Source organism: Xenorhabdus ehlersii (assembly GCF_003610465.1).
Taxonomy (GTDB): domain Bacteria; phylum Pseudomonadota; class Gammaproteobacteria; order Enterobacterales; family Enterobacteriaceae; genus Xenorhabdus; species Xenorhabdus ehlersii.
The window spans coordinates 40,927-57,662 of sequence record NZ_RAQI01000004.1 but is presented as its reverse complement, the minus strand read 5'-3'; the positions used below and the strand labels follow the sequence as shown (position 1 = coordinate 57,662).

Annotated in this window: 16 protein-coding genes; 6 read left to right on the top strand and 10 right to left on the bottom strand. The window is 44.5% G+C overall.

The features are described from left to right. Positions 1-102 precede the first annotated feature (102 nt). Positions 103-993, top strand: a complete 891-nt coding sequence (rarD, locus tag BDE27_RS13155) for an EamA family transporter RarD (RefSeq protein WP_099133122.1) — start codon at positions 103-105, stop codon at positions 991-993. Positions 994-1,087: 94 nt separating this feature from the next. On the opposite strand, the gene BDE27_RS13150 is transcribed toward rarD, so the two are convergent. From BDE27_RS13150 to lptM, 9 genes are all read right to left on the bottom strand, one after another. Then, positions 1,088-1,510, bottom strand: coding sequence for a type II toxin-antitoxin system VapC family toxin (locus tag BDE27_RS13150; RefSeq protein ID WP_099133121.1), 423 nt, complete (start codon positions 1,508-1,510; stop codon positions 1,088-1,090). After that, on the bottom strand, positions 1,507-1,734 hold the full coding sequence (gene vapB / locus BDE27_RS13145; RefSeq protein WP_099133120.1) for a type II toxin-antitoxin system VapB family antitoxin: 228 nt from the start codon (positions 1,732-1,734) through the stop codon (positions 1,507-1,509). Before vapB ends, BDE27_RS13150 begins: the two co-directional genes overlap by 4 nt. A 266-nt stretch (positions 1,735-2,000) precedes the next feature. After that, positions 2,001-2,951 carry a magnesium/cobalt transporter CorA gene (corA, locus tag BDE27_RS13140; protein WP_099133119.1) on the bottom strand — a complete coding sequence of 317 codons (951 nt, stop codon included), beginning with the start codon at positions 2,949-2,951 and terminating at the stop codon, positions 2,001-2,003. Positions 2,952-3,039: 88 nt separating this feature from the next. Further along, complete coding sequence (gene uvrD, locus BDE27_RS13135) at positions 3,040-5,205, bottom strand: DNA helicase II (protein WP_099133118.1); 2,166 nt, start codon at positions 5,203-5,205, stop codon at positions 3,040-3,042. Positions 5,206-5,251: 46 nt separating this feature from the next. Beyond that, entirely contained in the window at positions 5,252-5,968 is a 717-nt protein-coding gene (yigB, locus tag BDE27_RS13130) for a 5-amino-6-(5-phospho-D-ribitylamino)uracil phosphatase YigB (protein ID WP_099133117.1), read from the bottom strand. After that, positions 5,968-6,882 carry a tyrosine recombinase XerC gene (gene xerC, locus BDE27_RS13125; RefSeq protein ID WP_099133116.1) on the bottom strand — a complete coding sequence of 305 codons (915 nt, stop codon included), beginning with the start codon at positions 6,880-6,882 and terminating at the stop codon, positions 5,968-5,970. The genes yigB and xerC overlap by 1 nt, the downstream gene beginning before the upstream one ends. Next, on the bottom strand, positions 6,879-7,583 hold the full coding sequence (locus BDE27_RS13120; protein ID WP_167450606.1) for a DUF484 domain-containing protein: 705 nt from the start codon (positions 7,581-7,583) through the stop codon (positions 6,879-6,881). The genes xerC and BDE27_RS13120 overlap by 4 nt, the downstream gene beginning before the upstream one ends. Positions 7,584-7,631: 48 nt before the next feature. Then, entirely contained in the window at positions 7,632-8,456 is an 825-nt protein-coding gene (gene dapF, locus BDE27_RS13115; protein WP_099133114.1) for a diaminopimelate epimerase, read from the bottom strand. A gap of 44 nt (positions 8,457-8,500) precedes the next feature. Next, on the bottom strand, positions 8,501-8,698 hold the full coding sequence (lptM, locus tag BDE27_RS13110) for an LPS translocon maturation chaperone LptM (protein WP_099133113.1): 198 nt from the start codon (positions 8,696-8,698) through the stop codon (positions 8,501-8,503). Between the two features lie 78 nt (positions 8,699-8,776). Here lptM and cyaY point away from each other — a divergent pair, with 78 nt between their 5' ends. Next, a complete protein-coding gene (cyaY, locus tag BDE27_RS13105; protein WP_099133112.1) occupies positions 8,777-9,097 on the top strand; it encodes an iron donor protein CyaY in 321 nt (106 codons plus the stop codon). Between the two features lie 111 nt (positions 9,098-9,208). On the opposite strand, the gene BDE27_RS13100 is transcribed toward cyaY, so the two are convergent. After that, positions 9,209-11,827 (bottom strand): class I adenylate cyclase, encoded by a 2,619-nt coding sequence (locus tag BDE27_RS13100; protein ID WP_099133111.1) that lies wholly within the window; start codon positions 11,825-11,827, stop codon positions 9,209-9,211. A gap of 741 nt (positions 11,828-12,568) precedes the next feature. Between BDE27_RS13100 and hemC the strand changes: the two genes are divergently transcribed. From hemC to hemY, 4 genes are read left to right on the top strand one after another with little or no spacing between them, the layout of a single operon-like run. After that, the gene (gene hemC / locus BDE27_RS13095; protein ID WP_099133110.1) at positions 12,569-13,510 is read left to right on the top strand and encodes a hydroxymethylbilane synthase; all 942 of its coding nucleotides are present in this window, start codon (positions 12,569-12,571) and stop codon (positions 13,508-13,510) included. Next, entirely contained in the window at positions 13,507-14,247 is a 741-nt protein-coding gene (gene hemD / locus BDE27_RS13090) for a uroporphyrinogen-III synthase (RefSeq protein ID WP_099133109.1), read from the top strand. The genes hemC and hemD overlap by 4 nt, the downstream gene beginning before the upstream one ends. Positions 14,248-14,267: 20 nt before the next feature. After that, entirely contained in the window at positions 14,268-15,464 is a 1,197-nt protein-coding gene (gene hemX, locus BDE27_RS13085; RefSeq protein ID WP_099133108.1) for a uroporphyrinogen-III C-methyltransferase, read from the top strand. Positions 15,465-15,466: 2 nt separating this feature from the next. Continuing rightward, entirely contained in the window at positions 15,467-16,672 is a 1,206-nt protein-coding gene (hemY, locus tag BDE27_RS13080; protein ID WP_099133107.1) for a protoheme IX biogenesis protein HemY, read from the top strand. Positions 16,673-16,736 lie beyond the last annotated feature (64 nt).

Genomic DNA, 16,736 nt, shown 5'->3' with positions numbered 1-16,736 from the left:
TGTAAATCATTCATCCCAATGACACATTGTATAGTTCTATGAGCTATCACCTTAATAAGCTCTTCTGATTTTCTGAACATTCTCTCAACATTCAAGGATATTATGAGTAACCAACAGACTGCCAAAGGTATCTTGTATGCCTTAGGGGCTTATCTTATTTGGGGATTAGCACCCATCTACTTCAAGACCATACAATATGTGCCCCCCGATGAAATTGTGTCACATCGTGTTATATGGTCGGTTTTCTTTATGGTGCTGATGCTGACAGTGACTCGTCACTGGCGCCAGGTTTGGGCTGTTGTTCGCCAGCCGAAAATACTGCTGTTGCTAGGCATCACTGCTTTCACTATTACCAGTAACTGGCTTACCTATATCTGGGCAGTCAATAATGGACATTTACTGGAAGCGAGTCTGGGTTATTTTATTAGCCCACTGGTTAATGTTCTGTTTGGTATGATATTTCTTGGTGAACGTTTCCGCCGTATGCAATGGATTGCTGTGGGATTGGCCTTTACTGGTGTATTGATCCAGCTATGGCAGTTTGGTTCTGTACCGATGATTGGTTTGTACTTAGCGACGACATTTGCCGTCTATGGATTGATCCGCAAAAAAATGGGAGTTGATGCACAGACAGGTATGTTGATTGAGACAACTTGGGTATTCCCTGTCGCCTTAACTTACCTGTTATTTTTCACCCATAGCCCGACAAGTAATATGTTGGATAATACGTACTCTTTGAACCTCATGTTGATTGCTGCCGGTATTATTACGACAGTACCACTGCTGTTCTTCACCGCAGCCGCTGCGCATCTGCGTTTGTCTACACTGGGCTTATTCCAGTATCTTGGTCCAACATTGATGTTCTTGCTGGCAACGTTAGTTTATGGTGAGAAAATTGGATCAGATCGTTTGATCACTTTTGGTTTTATTTGGGCTGCCTTAATTCTGTTTATACTGGATGCGCTCTATACGCAACGTCGTTTACGGAAGTAATCAAATTCTTTAAACGACATTTCTAAACTGACCCAAGGCATTAACTAAATGGGTCAGTTTTCTCGTTAGTTGATTCACGATGTTATTAATAATATTAATAAATTTTAGTCCAATCCTCTAATGACAACCCAACTACACGAGAAAACTCACGGGTATTATTTGTTACCAATGTAGCTCCTACAGACAAAGCATGCCCCGCAATAGCGGTATCATTATGTCCGATTGGCGTACCGGCAGCAGCCAAAGCTATTTTTACTTTAGTCGTTTCGTCTACCGCGGATTTATCCCACGGCAAAATCCTATCCAATCGCCTACAAAATTCGTCAACCAACACAACATGTTTCGGAGAAGCTTTTTTCCCAACCGCCCCAAAACGCATTTCCGAATAAGTAATAGCAGAGACAACTATTGGATGATTGTTCATCACACATTGCTGCAATTGAGCAATCACAGCAATGGGCTGTTCGCGCATAATGAATGAACAAATGTTGGTATCCAGCATGTAAGTTTTTTTCATAATTTAATACGCCCTTCCTCAATAATATCTGGGCGTTCAGATAGAAAATCCTTATCGGCTTTATCTTCATATAAAAATGAATTCCAGCTAGGTTTTACTGGACGCAATATAATGGTTTCCCCTTCTCGGATAATTTCCAGTTCATTGACACCCTCAAAATCCAGATCCTTGGGTAAGCGGATAGCACGGTTATTACCATTTTTGAAAATAGCTACAGTTCTCATGTCAAATCTCCCATGTTGAATTACATATGCACAGCATATGCTAATATCTATAGTAGATCAATTTACACACAAAACCACTCTATTTCCATTTTGCTTGATATGAGAGATATGAATGCCTTGCATTCTCAACCAATAGGCAAAGTTGTTGTAGTACAACAACAAAAGAATAGTGCCCAAAAGCATAGATAATTATACTTTTGGGTTAGTGAAATCAGCCTGCAAAGCAACTACTTAGAAGATAAGAAGATAGACAGCTGGTGAGATAACTACAGCCAATTTTTGCGTTTGAAGTAGAGATAAGGAGCCAAACCCGCTGCTATCATCAATCCAATGGCCGCAGGATAGCCGAATGTCCAATGCAACTCCGGCATAAATTCGAAGTTCATACCGTAGCTGGACGCTACCAGCGTCGGTGGCAGGAATACCACGGAAACAACGGAGAAAATCTTGATAATGCGGCTCTGCTCGATGTTGATAAAGCCCATCGCAGCTTGCATCAAGAAGTTAACTTTCTGGAACAAGGACTCATTGTGCGGCAGCAAAGATTCAATATCTCGTAGAATTTCGCGAGCCTGTTCCAATTGATTAGCAGGCAAGCGGGCACGGCGCACAAGGAAGTTCAGTGCGCGCTGGCTATCCATCAGGCACAAGCGGACTTTCCAGCCAATATCTTCCTGCTCAGCAAGATTAGACAAAGCAGAATCAAATTCATCGCCCTGTTTACCGTTCATAATGACCCGACTCAGGGATTCCAGCACGCTATAGATGTTTTCAATGACATCAGCCAATTGTTCGATTTTGGTTTCGAACAAATCCATCAACAACTCATAGGCATTCCCATCAACCATCGTCTGGTTACGGGCACGCATTCGGTATAATCGAAATGCAGGGAGTTCACGCTCTCGCAATGTGTAGAGACGACCGTCACGGATGGTAAATGCGACTGTCGAGTTGCCAGCATGGTCTTCGGCATCTTCAAAGTAGAAGAATGAATGGACGTGCATACCATCTTCATCTTCAAAAAAACGGGCTGATGCCTCGATGTCATCCAACTCGGTGCGGGTCGCCAGGACTTGTCCCAGCTCATTCTGGACTCGGAGGCGATCATCATCCCCCAGACCCACTAAATCTACCCACATGGCGTCAGATAACTTATCACCTTCTTCAAGTTCAAGACGGAGCAGGCGATTATTCTCTAATTTAAATGCGTTCAGCATGTACCATAAGTCTCCTTATACTCCCTACGTTTATCGTAAGGCGCGAATGTTACGCTTAGAAGAAAAAGCCTGTCAACATTCAACCGGATTATTGGCCTGTTTCGAGTCTGGCATAAGCAGCCACCAGCCACTTAATACCTTCACCTTGAAACGCGATTTGCAGTCGGCAATGTTCCCCACTGCCTTCCATATTGATAATCGTCCCTTCACCAAATTTAGGATGGCGCACACGCTGTCCAAGAGCATAACCACTATCATTAGCACTGATAGGCGTACCCAGCCGTTTGTGGCTGACCGGACGGGATACCGTTGCCCGCAAGCGAACTTCTGCCACGCATTCTGTCGGTAATTCTCCAATAAAACGAGATGGGCGGTGATGCACTTCCTTGCCATATAAACGACGGCTTTCCGCATAAGTCAGCGTCAGTTTTTCCATCGCCCTGGTAACGCCTACATAGGCCAGACGACGCTCTTCCTCTAACCGACCACCTTCTTCAATGGACATCTGACTCGGAAACATGCCCTCTTCCATACCCACAATAAAAACTTGCGGGAATTCCAAACCTTTCGCTGAATGTAAAGTCATCAGTTGCACCGCATCCTGATAGGCATCTGCCTGACCTTCCCCCGATTCAAGTGCGGCATGGGAAAGGAAAGCTTGCAATGGCAGCAGGTTCTCATCTTCGTCCTGGTAGCTGAATTGGCGGGTTGCCGTGACCAATTCTTCAAGGTTTTCGATACGGGCCTGCGCCTTTTCGCCTTTTTCCTGTTGATACATGGCCCATAGACCAGAGTCACGGATAATGCGATCGGTCTGCACGTGCAATGGCATTTCCTGCGTTTCTGTTTCCAGCGCATCAATCAATTCGATGAAGCGTTGCAACGCAGATGCCGCACGGCCAGCCAGCACTTTTTCCTGTATCAATACCAGGCTACTTTCCCACAAGGTTTTTTGCTGATCCCGCGCCGCTTGGCGCACAACATCAAGCGTCCTGTCGCCAATGCCACGTGTTGGTGTATTCACCACACGCTCAAAAGCAGCATCGTCGTGACGGTTTGCTACCAAACGCAAATAGGATAAAGCATCTTTGATTTCCTGACGTTCGAAGAAACGCTGGCCACCATAAATTCGGTAAGGCATGGAAGCCTGTAGCAAGGCTTCTTCTAAGACGCGGGATTGGGCATTACTTCGATACAGGATCGCACACTCTTTCAGGGCGCCGCCATTATCCAACCAATGCTTGATACGGCCGACAACATAACGGGACTCATCCAATTCATTGAAGGCGCAATAAAGTGAAATTAGCTCTCCCTCGCTCCCTTCTGTCCACAAATTCTTGCCCAAACGATCACTGTTATGGGCGATCAGGGCATTGGCAGCTTTAAGGATATTGCTGGTCGAACGGTAATTCTGTTCCAGACGGAGCGTTTCCGCTCCCTGAAAATCCTTAAGGAAACGCTGGATATTTTCTACCTGTGCACCACGCCAGCCATAAATGGACTGGTCATCGTCCCCGACAATCATGACCTTGCCGCTATCACCAGCCAGAAGACGAATCCAGGCATATTGAATACTGTTAGTATCCTGAAATTCATCCACCAGAATATTTGTGAAACGCTCACGATAGTGTTGCAGGATCTGCGGCTTGTTCAGCCAAAGTTCATGGGCGCGTAGCAATAATTCCGCAAAATCCACCAGCCCTGCGCGGTCACACGCTTCCTGATAAGCCTGATAGATTTTCAACCAGGTTGCCTCTACCGGATTGCCATAACTTTCAATGTGCTGTGGACGCAAGCCTTCATCTTTTTTGCCATTGATGTACCACATCCCCTGACGGGCTGACCACTGTTTGTCATCCAGGTTCATCGCCTTGATGATGCGTTTGATGAGGCGATGCTGATCTTCGCTATCAAGGATCTGGAAATCCTGCGGCAAATTTGCATCAAGATGATGGGCGCGCAATAACCGGTGAGCAAGGCTATGGAATGTACCGATCCACATTCCGCCCTGACTGGTGCCAATCAGGTTTTCAATTCGGTGCCGCATCTCAGCAGCCGCTTTATTCGTAAATGTGACCGCCATGATGGAAAACGGCGAAGCATTTTCAACTGACAGTAACCAGGCAATCCGATGAACCAGCACGCGCGTTTTACCACTGCCAGCGCCAGCCAGCACTAACATATTACTACGGGGAGCGGCGACCGCTTCACGTTGTTTATCATTGAGGCTTTCGAGCAGATAAGAAACGTCCATAATTACCGTCAGTTGTTAATATTTTTATATAGATTTCAATCTGAAATTATATCAGTGCTATCAAAGAAGCCAAATCAGAAATCTCAATATGTGGCACCAGACGCCCTTCAGATTCCTGCATCAAGTTTTTATTTTCGATGTTAATCCAACAGGCTTGCATACCACTGCAAAGTGCCCCTTCTACATCGGTATACAGATTATCCCCCACATGCAGGATCTGATTTATCGGTAGGTTGAGCCGCTCTGCCGCGAGCTGATACATATCAGGATAAGGTTTGGAACGCCCATCAATGCCCGCTTTCAATACAAATTCAAAATAACGGGCAAGCCCACATGCAGCAGGTTCAGCGTTCCCATTGGTAATTGCCACTAACGGCATTTTTTCCGCCAGTATGGACAAAGTTTTATGGGTAGATTCCGGAACAGTGATTTGGTTACGCCAGTACATAAAACAAGACATAATTTCATTCGTACCACGTACTGTTTCTTCATCATTGAAGCCATGGTGGGTAAACATGAGTTCTGCGGATTGCCGACGCCATGAAGTTACATCATGATAAATATCGGGTTCCTGTTCAAGAACCGCCCGGCGGTATACATGCAGATCTTCATGCCCAAAGTGACCGAATTTGGTATCGTACTGCCTGATAAAACACAATACTTCTTTTTCGGTTTTATCGATTACAGGATGGTTATCGTAAAGCGTATCATCCAGATCGAATGTCATCGCAGCAAACGGCGCGATAGGCCGATAAAAACGCATTATGATTTTCCTCGTTTGGCTCTGGGGTGAGCCACATCATAGACTTTGGTCAAATGCTGAAAGTCCAAATGGGTATAGATCTGGGTGGTCGACAGGTTCGCGTGACCCAGTAATTCCTGCACTGCTCGCAGATCACCGCTGGATTCCAGAATATGTGTGGCAAAAGAGTGACGCAATTTATGAGGGTTAACATGGCTGCTAACACCTTGCCGAATCCCCCACTGTTTAAACCGTTTCTGTACATTACGGGCAGAAATACGTTTTCCGCTCTTGGTGGAAATGAAAACCGCATCATCTTCCGGCTCAAGCAATTCCCGCATATCCAGCCAATGCTGGAGCCACTCCTGCGCCATACGGCCAAACGGCACTTTACGCTCTTTGCTACCCTTGCCATGTACCCAAACTTCCCCTCCTTCCAAATCCAAATGGCGACAATCCAAACCTACCAGCTCAGACAAACGCAATCCCGCTCCGTACATCACTTCCAGCATGGTTCTGTCACGCACTGACAACGGATCGTTCAGATTAATATTGAGCAGTTGGTTAACTTCATCCACATCCATGTTTTTAGGTAAGTGGCGTTTTTTACGGGGGGTACTGACTGTTTTAGCGGGATTGGCTGCCAACTTATTTTGCATTACCATCCAGTCAAGAAAACTACGCAAAGAAGAAAAACGCAACGCAATGCTGGCAGACTGCAATCCTGCCCGCCGACTGCGGGAGGCAAACATTCTGACTTTAGCCGGATCTAACTCCTGCCACTCACGTATCCCCATTTCCAGTGACATTTCCGCCAAAACTGCCAAATGGCGTCGATAGTTAGTGATCGTGACGGGGCTTAAACGTCGCTCAACCCGCAAATAGCGCAAGAAGTCTTCCATGGGCGTTAACAGTAAATCAATCGGCTGAGTCATGCGCGTTCAATCCAACGGGACAACAAACCCGGCAACAGCTTCGCCAAATGGGCGAGAATGTCAGTTCCCATGCCTTCGTGATAGTGCTGTTTATCATGGCTATTGAAAATGACCATGCCCAACTCCCCTCGTGATCCTAAAAGGGAAATCGCCACTGAGCCAACATGGAGTGCCTGTGGCATCAACAATAAAATCTCCGGGCCATGCAATCGGCCAAGATAATGATTTTTTTCCCCGAATCGCTTTATGCGGACGGATTCAAAGGCCTGACGGGAAATAGCCAGCTCCGGCACATTCAGTGGTGCACCAAGATGCCATTTATCACTGAACAACCGAATATAACTGTTACTCAATCCCAATGTTTTCGACCATGAAGTTAAGCATGAAAGAAAATCCTGCAAACTCTTGGCACCAGAGAGGTCTGACAGTAATTGCAATAGGCTGCTGAACAGCACTTCGTTCTGTTTCGCCTGCTCTATCAAATGGTTCAGATCGTCTTCCAAATAACAGATACGTTTCCTCTGGCGGTTCATATGCCATTCCATTAAAGAGACACATTCCCGCACTGGATGAGGAACTCTTATCTTATCGACCATATTGGCATTACGGATAAAAAAATCCGGATTATTCAATAAATAATCCACGACTGTCTGATCATCCAGCCTGTTTCCGCTGTGCAATGGATCGTCTTTTTCACTCATTTTCCAATGCCCCATATTTCAAGAGAGACTCAGCAAACACAGAATCAATCACAAATGAATCGTACCATCATAAACATGGGTTGCAGGCCCAGTCATAAAAAGTGGTTTGCCCGGCCCATCCCAGCGAATTTGCAGTGCCCCACCCGGAAGATCAACCCGAACCTGATTATCCAACAGATCCTGCTGGATACCGATAGCTACTGCGGCACATGCGCCACTGCCACATGCCCGGGTTTCACCAGCACCACGCTCAAAAACACGCAAGCGAATATGGCCCCGATTTATTATCTGCATGAAACCAATATTGGCTCGTTCAGGAAAACGTTCATGGTTTTCCAACACGGGCCCCAATATTTCCACTTCGGCAGTGTCCACATCCTCAACCTGTATGACACAATGAGGATTTCCCATCGATACAACGCCACAAAGTACCGTACGTTCGTTAGTACGGATAATATAGGTTTTCTCAGCCTTATTGGCGCGAAAGGGAATACGCTGCGGCTCAAAGTCCGGCTCTCCCATGTTGACACAGACTTGCTCATCATTTGTGATGCTTAATATCATTCGGCCCGCTTGCGTGCTGACTTTGATATCACGTTTATTGGTCAACCCTTTGAGACGGACAAAACGGGCAAAACAACGTGCCCCATTACCACACTGGGAAACCTCACTGCCGTCAGCATTAAAAATGCGGTAATGAAAGTCTAAGTCAGGATCATAGGGCGCTTCAACAATCAAAAGTTGATCAAAACCCACCCCAGTATTCCGGTTAGCCAGACGACAAATTAACTCTGGAGAAAAATAAACATTTTGGGTCACTGCATCAACGACCATAAAGTCATTGCCAAGACCATGCATTTTGGAGAACTGCATATATGTACGGCTCCAAGAGAAATCACATTACCAAATCACTATCATTAAGCATTCATCGATATATTGTCTTTTAATAAGCTGTTTTTAAATAATCTTTCTGGCTGAATCTTATCCATTTTGTGTATAGGTACTTGTGTTGCAGATGTTTCCGCAGGAGGAAAATAAAGGGGCCCTTTCAAGCCACAACCCGCCAGAGAAAGTAATGTTATGATAGCCAGTGACCAACGAAGTTGTTTTTTCATTATATTAATGCCTGTGATTCATGCGCCAATACTCTCTATAATCGCAGCTAGGCCCTGAAAAGCAAATAGGAAATAAACATGAAAGATAGCGAATTTCATCAATTAGCTGATCAATTGATGCTTCATCTTGAAGAGCAACTGGATAATTACGATGGTGATGCGGATATCGACTATGAAACAAACGGCGGTGTGATGACGCTGAGTTTTGAAAACGGCAGCAAAATCATTATTAACCGTCAAGAGCCTTTCCATCAGATATGGCTGGCAACCAAAAATGGCGGTTACCATTTTGATTATCGGGATAGCCAGTGGATTTGTGACCGCAGTGGTAATGATTTTATCTCTATGCTGGCACAAGCCATTACTGAGCAAAGCGGTGAACCATTCCAATTTTCATGACTATATTTCATTAAAACCCAATTTCATCAAAACCAAATAAAAACAATTAGTCAACGAAAGATATCTAATAAAAGCGCCTGATGATACAGGCGTTTAAGTTAACTGATAATATCAATAGTGATACAGCGAACGATAAGGATCGTGTGCATGTGCCCCACATGTTTTATCAAGGCACTCGTTAATAGGGAGCCTTGTATCATTCGCTTCTATATCACCCACTGGGTACACTCCCTCTATAAATGGAGTGATATGGGTACGCTCACTTTTCTTAACGATTTGATAGAACTGCGGTAAGTTGAAATTGACAAAACTAGAGCCATAAGTGAAACGATCATGTGATGATGAATAAAATCGGCTGATATCTCGCACCAACTCTTCTTTACTGCCTTCACAATGGGAATAAATTTCCACCCGATTTGATTCATCAAGAATATAAATATTGAACCCTTGTTTGTTCTCAATATCTTCGAAAAAGAACTGGATAATTCCTTCACAGGCAAAACCGTCTATTACAGGCGGTAAGTGTTTTTCTTTGGTATCAATTTTGACTGGCAGGCCATGCAATTTGGTGTTGGAAATCGCACCATAGAATTCCACTGCATTTTCCAATTTTTGTACCGAAACGTTTAACCGTTCGAAGAATAATCCCCATGTTTGCCCTGAAATTCGTAATGCCTTGAAACGGTTTGGATCTTGTCGGTTACTGGACAGGCGTAACTCTATACACTCCGAAACTAATTGCTGGATACGTGTGCGGATCAATCCACGCAAATGTTTGCTATAACAGAATACTTCAACGTCAGATGGCGGCGCTGCATCTTGATGCATTTTTCCCAATATGGTCTTCAATGCTTCCAATACCGATTGTTCACCACTGAAATGCAAAGTTCTCACTTCATTCCATGAATTGCGATAAAGCAAATCAATGCTACCTACCAGACATTGCTGCAACTCGCCAAAACTGAAAACATTCAGGTTCCTTAAATCAAAACGAACGATTTGATCAGAAAATGCAGCCGTTGGATCTTGTTCTAAATTGACAATGATCGCCAAATGACGGATTTCACAAGGACTATATAGTGCTTTTGGTGTGGGGGCAGGTAGACGGATTGGGAAATGAGCGGCAATGTCATCCACCAAATCACATAATTTCTGCCTGTCACACTGAGATTCCCCGTGATGAATATGAAGCCGAGTTTCTTTAGCCAGCAGACCATTGAAATAGGTCCAGGAAACTAATTTATTCAGATAGCGATTGTATTCCAATGGTTGATAACCAATGATTGATTCAATCGTAGGGGCATGGTTGTAAAGATACCAACCACTGCGGTTTACTCGCCCCGGAGGGACATAGATGAAGGTCAGATCCTTTTCCGACAGATCCGGTGATATCTGAGGATTCACCAAAGTCACTTTACCGGGCAATGCTTCAAAAGCCGCATACAATTTACGGGTTAATACGCCAATATCTTGCGGGCTGGCACTCACACTTAAATTATTGCGACGGGCAAAGCGGATTAAATTGCGATAACTCTGCATCATGGTATCAAGCAATTCATTATGGGCATCACGTACCTGCTCAATTTTCCATGCATTACGCTTATCCAATATGGCCAGTTTACTGTCATCCCAACCCCATTCGCGCACCAACTGGGACATAACCTGACGACGCCATCCTGTACAACCTTTGTCATTCTGGCCTGCCAATAGTTTCTCGCATACCTTCAGATAAAAACAACGACGCGCCAAATCAAGGCGCGCAAGGTCATTCGTGGCAGTTAGATAGCGGGTTACACGTTCCAGCATCATGCTATAGGCATCGAGGCCAAAAGAAACAATCGCACCATCATGAAAATACTGCTTCATTTCCATCGCCAGAAGTTTTCCATTGGGATATTCCCATGAATAAGCTTCCAACAGCAGGCTTTTCAATACAGCCTTATAAGGAGAGTCCACGCTCTTGTAAAGCTGCCAGAGGCTTGCCCCAAAATATTCTTCTGCGGATAATTCACCCAAGCCGCCCAGATCCAACCATTCATTTGGCGTCAACACTCCCTGAGCATAGAGAGAAAGGACGTACTCATCATAATGAACTTCCTCTTCCACCGGAACCATTGCCCATAATAAGCGTTTGCCAGCCATACAAACCGCTGTGCGATAAAATTCATCAAGCAGAAGGATATGTTGGGTAGAACCACAATCTTCACCGTTCAAACTACCAGAGGCATTATGCCGAAAACGGTTTTCATCAATCAGAAAAAAAGTAACCTCAGTACCCAGTGAAGCCGCCCACTGTTCTATCAAGGTACATTTTTGTTCCAATAAAGCTTTTTCGTCACTATCCAACCAGGATTGATGGCAAACCCAAATATCCAAATCAGAAGAGCAACTTTGCCCGATAGAAGAGGTACTGCCCATCGAGTAAATTCCCGTTATCGGTAATTCACCATTAGATGCATGTGACGATACATCTGGCAGGATGCCGGTAAGCAGGCAATCCAGATCATTAATCCAAAACTGCTGTGCTTCATCAGGCATAAAAAAGCAAACACCATGAGGAACATCGCTTTTGATATAACCTGGCATCATTGGATGATGATAATGTAATAATACTGGAATTAAACTATAAACTTGCTTGAAAGCGTCACTCATTAAGCTAGTAGCGCGCTCTAATCTAAGTTGGTTAATTGCATCCAGTCGCTGCTTCAGCGTTTCAATATAGAGATACAAGAGTTTCGCCTGATATCAGTTCCAGTGCCTAAAGTAGTCCCCTGTTTCCGATAACGCGTGGTATTACAAGATTATTTAAAATTATTTTTACAAACTTATTGTCGGAAACGTGATCAATTTAACACCTTGCAATCAAAGCGTAAAGTACGCAATACCATCTTTTCTCTTCGCCTGCAATAGCTAAAATATAATTAACTCTTTGTAAAATATTAAGTTAATCACGAAACAGACACAATAATATGCTTTTTTAGCATAACTATTATTGTTGATTATTTTTCATATCTCTGTTGTAAAGCATTGTAAATACATCACTCTTTCATCAATATTTAACTGAATAATATTTTTCTTATTGTTAAATATTTTCACCACTTTTTATCATCAAGCTAAGCACAAATTTCAATTTGCTTTTAAATCAATCTCTTTGTTTATTTTCTTCATTAAAATAAAATATTATTTTAATATTTAAAATTATTTTTATTTCATAAACTGTATATCCATATACTATTTTGATTTTCTCCGGCTTTCTCGTAACTGGAAAAAAAATCATTGAGATGTTAAAACTGACACTATTTTCTCACTAATTGGTGACTAACAGGTGGCTAAAAACCATTATTTTCCATCAATTCAAGTTGCATAGTAGTTAATGCTCTGGTCAATAAAGAAACAAAAATTGAAAGATGAAGAATATAGAAACCATTAGTTAATACAGTTACCCAATATACTTACCTAATAGATTTATCCATGACAATGAAAACCATTCGCATCGCTACCCGCCAAAGCCCATTAGCTATGTGGCAAGCGCAATATGTTCAAAAGCAACTGAAACACTTTCACCCAGAATTGCAAGTAGAGCTGGTTCCAATGGTGACACGCGGTGATATTATCCTCGATACTCCATTGGCAAAAGTGGGAGGCAAGGGGCTGTTTGTGAAGGAATTGGAATTAGCTCTACTCGAAAAGCGAGCTGATATCGCCGTCCACTCCATGAAAGATGTCCCTGTCGAATTTCCTGATGGTTTGGGATTGGTCACAATCTGCGAACGGGATGATCCACGGGATGCTTTTGTTTCAGTAAAATACGCTTCGCTCGATGACCTACCTGCTGGCAGTATTGTGGGTACATCCAGTTTACGCCGCCAATGCCAAATCCGTCAGCTACGTCCTGATCTTGCTGTTCGTGACTTACGCGGTAATGTCGGTACCCGTCTGAACAAGCTCGATAACGGCGATTATGATGCCATTATTCTTGCAACAGCGGGCCTGAAACGGCTGGGGCTGGAAGAACGCATTCGTATGCCATTAGAGCCTGAGTTATTGCTGCCAGCTGTCGGTCAAGGGGCGGTAGGCATTGAGTGTCGGCTCGATGATCGTCAAACCCGTGAACTGCTGTCACCCTTGAACCACGCAAGAACAGAAGCTTGCGTTCTTGCTGAAAGAGCAATGAACACCCGCCTTGAAGGGGGTTGTCAGGTACCAATTGGCAGTTATGCCATCTGGCAGGGAGAGAGCATTTGGCTACGCGCGCTAGTGGGTTCCCCTGATGGCACAGTGATCGTACGCGGGGAAAGAGTGGTCTCACCCAAAGAGGCTCGTCAAGCGGGTATCGCATTGGCGGAAGAATTATTGGAGAAGGGCGCACGCCAGATTCTGGCGAGCGTATACCAGAGGAACCTACCGAAATGAGTATTCTGATCACCCGCCCTGTCCCCGCAGGAGAGGAATTGGTCAAGCGACTGCGGTCTATTGGAAAATCAGCCTTCAGCGCTCCCCTCATCGAAATCCAATCGGGGGCAGATTTGCCATTCCTGTCACAAAAACTGCAATGGCTATCTGCGGGAGATCTGGTTTTCCTATTATCAAAAAATGCCGTTCATTATGCCAATGAACAGCTTATTCAAGCAGGCCAGTCATGGCCTGAACAGTTATCCTATTATGGGATCGGCAAATCAACTTCCCTGATGTTTCATCAATTAACTGGGTTGGAAATTGTCTACTCTAAGCAAGGTGAAACCAGTGAAGATCTACTGCAACTCCCCACCTTACAGACAATGGGCAATAAAAAGATTTTATTGCTCCGAGGCAATGGCGGCCGTGAAGTGATTGCCTCCACATTAAGGCTCCGTGGAGGTGTAGTAGATTACTGTGAATGTTATTCACGCCAGCCAGTCAAATACAATACAGCCGATTTCAGTCGTCACTGGCAGCAATGTGGGATAAAAACCATCGTTGTCACAAGTGGCGAAATGCTGCAACTGCTATATAACTTAGTTACTGATAGCGATGGAAAAGTATGGTTACTGAATTGCAAGCTAATTGTGGTCAGTAAACGTCTTGCTGATATCGCCCGAACCTTGGGCTGGCAAACAATAAAAGTGGCCAAGAGTGCAGATAATGACGCCTTAATCCAGGCACTGGAATAAATTAATATGGGATGTCCACTATGACGGAACAAAAACAATCTACCGATGCGGTTGAGACAAAACGCCCTCAGCAGCCTGCAACGGCTCCCCATAAACCCAAGCGTTATGGATGGGTGGGTAATACGCTCTCAATTGCCATTTCTTTGGCGATAGGCGTTGGTGGTATTTATATTTATCATCATGGTCAACAACAGAATGCAGTATTAAAAGCCGAAAATCTCGCTCTTCAACAGGAGATTACCTCTCTGACACAACAGCAGTCTGCCAATAAGCAAAACTTTGACTCCAAACTCCAAGAGCTGGAAGATTCCTTACAACAAGCCCACTCACAAAACCAGCGGCTGGATGGTAGCATGGCAGAGCTTCAAAACCGTGTTTCAGCATTTTCAAATACTGACATCGAAAACTGGCGACTGGCGCAGGCAAGCTCTTTCGTTAAGATGGCGGGTCGAAAAGTATGGAGCGAACAGGATATCACCACTGCCATCGCCTTGCTGAAAGATGCTGACCAGAACCTTGCGGAAATGGATGATCCCAGCCTGCTCTATGCTCGTAAAGCTATCATGGCAGATATCGATTCCCTGACCAAAATCAAACAGACTGACTTAGACGGTATTATCCTAATGCTGAATCAGTTATCAAACCAAGTCGATAATTTACACCTTGCCAATAAAATAGAACAAGCCATATCAGAGAAAGCAAACGATCATGGGATCACGGCTTCCCTCGCTGATTGGCGCCAGAACCTGAGCAATAGCTGGCACAGCTTTATGGACAACTTCGTTACCATTACCCCACGTGATAACAGCAAAGAGCCGCTGCTGGCACCTAACCAAGGTGTTTACCTGCGCGAGAACATTCGTTCCAAATTACTGATTGCTGCGCAGGCGGTTCCTCGTCACCAGGTTAGAATTTATCAGGACGCATTGGAAGATGTTCAATCATGGGTGAATGCCTATTTTGATACCTCTTACCCTGAGGCAGAAGACTTTTTAAAAAATGTTGTTTCACTACAAAAGAGACCGTTGTCCATTGATGTTCCTGAACAACTGAGCAGTCAGCCAATATTGGCAGAGCTGGTTCGTAAGCGTATCTATAACTTACCGCATTCTAAGCAACCCCAACCAGGTTCCCAACCTGAAATTCAGCCTGAGGCACAATCACGGTCGACAACAGAAACCACCGATCAGGCAAAAACCCCCGTTAAGGAGAACTGAACGTGCTGAAAATATTCTTACTGTTCATTATCCTTATTGTGGGGATCGTAGTTGGCCCCTTGATGTCAGGTCATCAAGGATATGTTTTGATCCAGACAGACAAGTCCAATATCACCACCAGTATCACCGGTCTGGTGATTATCTTCCTTCTGCTACAATTTCTGCTGATTTTTATCGGCTGGTGTTATCGTCGCTTAAAACGTACCAGCACGTTCACCCATAGCTGGCTCTTTGGTGGATATAAACGTAGTCGTGCTCGTTCACAAACCAAACAGGCGCTGCTGAAATTCGCCGAAGGGGACTTCAAGCAAGTTGAGCGCCTGATGGCTCGCAACGCTGACCATGCAGAACTTCCTGTTGTGAATTATCTGCTGGCGGCAGAGGCAGCCCAACGGCGCGGTGATTATTTCCGCACCAATCAATATATTGAACAAGCGGCAGCAGTTGCTGATAAAGACCTGCTCCCTGTTGATATTACCCGTATCCGTGTCCAATTGGCACAAGGTGAAATTTATGCCGCACGCGTTGGCGTGGACAAGCTGTTGGATCATGCCCCTCGTCACCCTGAATTGTTGCGATTGGCGGAACAAGCTTACTCTCTTTCAGGTGCTTATCAATCCCTGATTGATATCTTGCCTTCTATACTGAAAGCTAATCTGCACAGTGAAGAAGAAATCCTTAAATTGCGTCAACAAGCCTATATCGGATTAATGAATCAGGTTATGGCAGAGAAAGGCTGTACGGGACTGAAAATATGGTGGAAAGATCAAAGCCGTAAAATTCGCAATGACATTGTGTTGCAAGTCGCCATGGCTGAGCATTTGATTGAATGTAATGATCACGAGACTGCCCAGCAAATCATTTTGGACGGATTAAAACAACACTACGATGAACGTCTGCTGCTATTAATTCCCCACCTTAAGGCAAGTGATTCTGAAACCATACAAAAGGCCCTCTCTCACCTGTTAAAGCAACATGGTGCAACTCCATTGCTAAATAGTACACTGGGACAGGTTGCCTTGCGCCATGGTGAATGGGCGAATGCTGAGTCAGCATTTAAAACAGCGCTTGCACAGCGACCAGATGCTCATGATTATGCATGGCTTGCCGATGCACTGGACAGATTGCAAAAGCGTGAAGAAGCCACCCAAACCCGCAATAAAGGCTTTATGCTGACCTTGAAGCGTGATAGCGAAGTCGAAGTATAAAAGCGCGGAGGCACACCTCAGTTAACGATGAAATATATGAGATGCAATTGAGTCGTTAACCGAG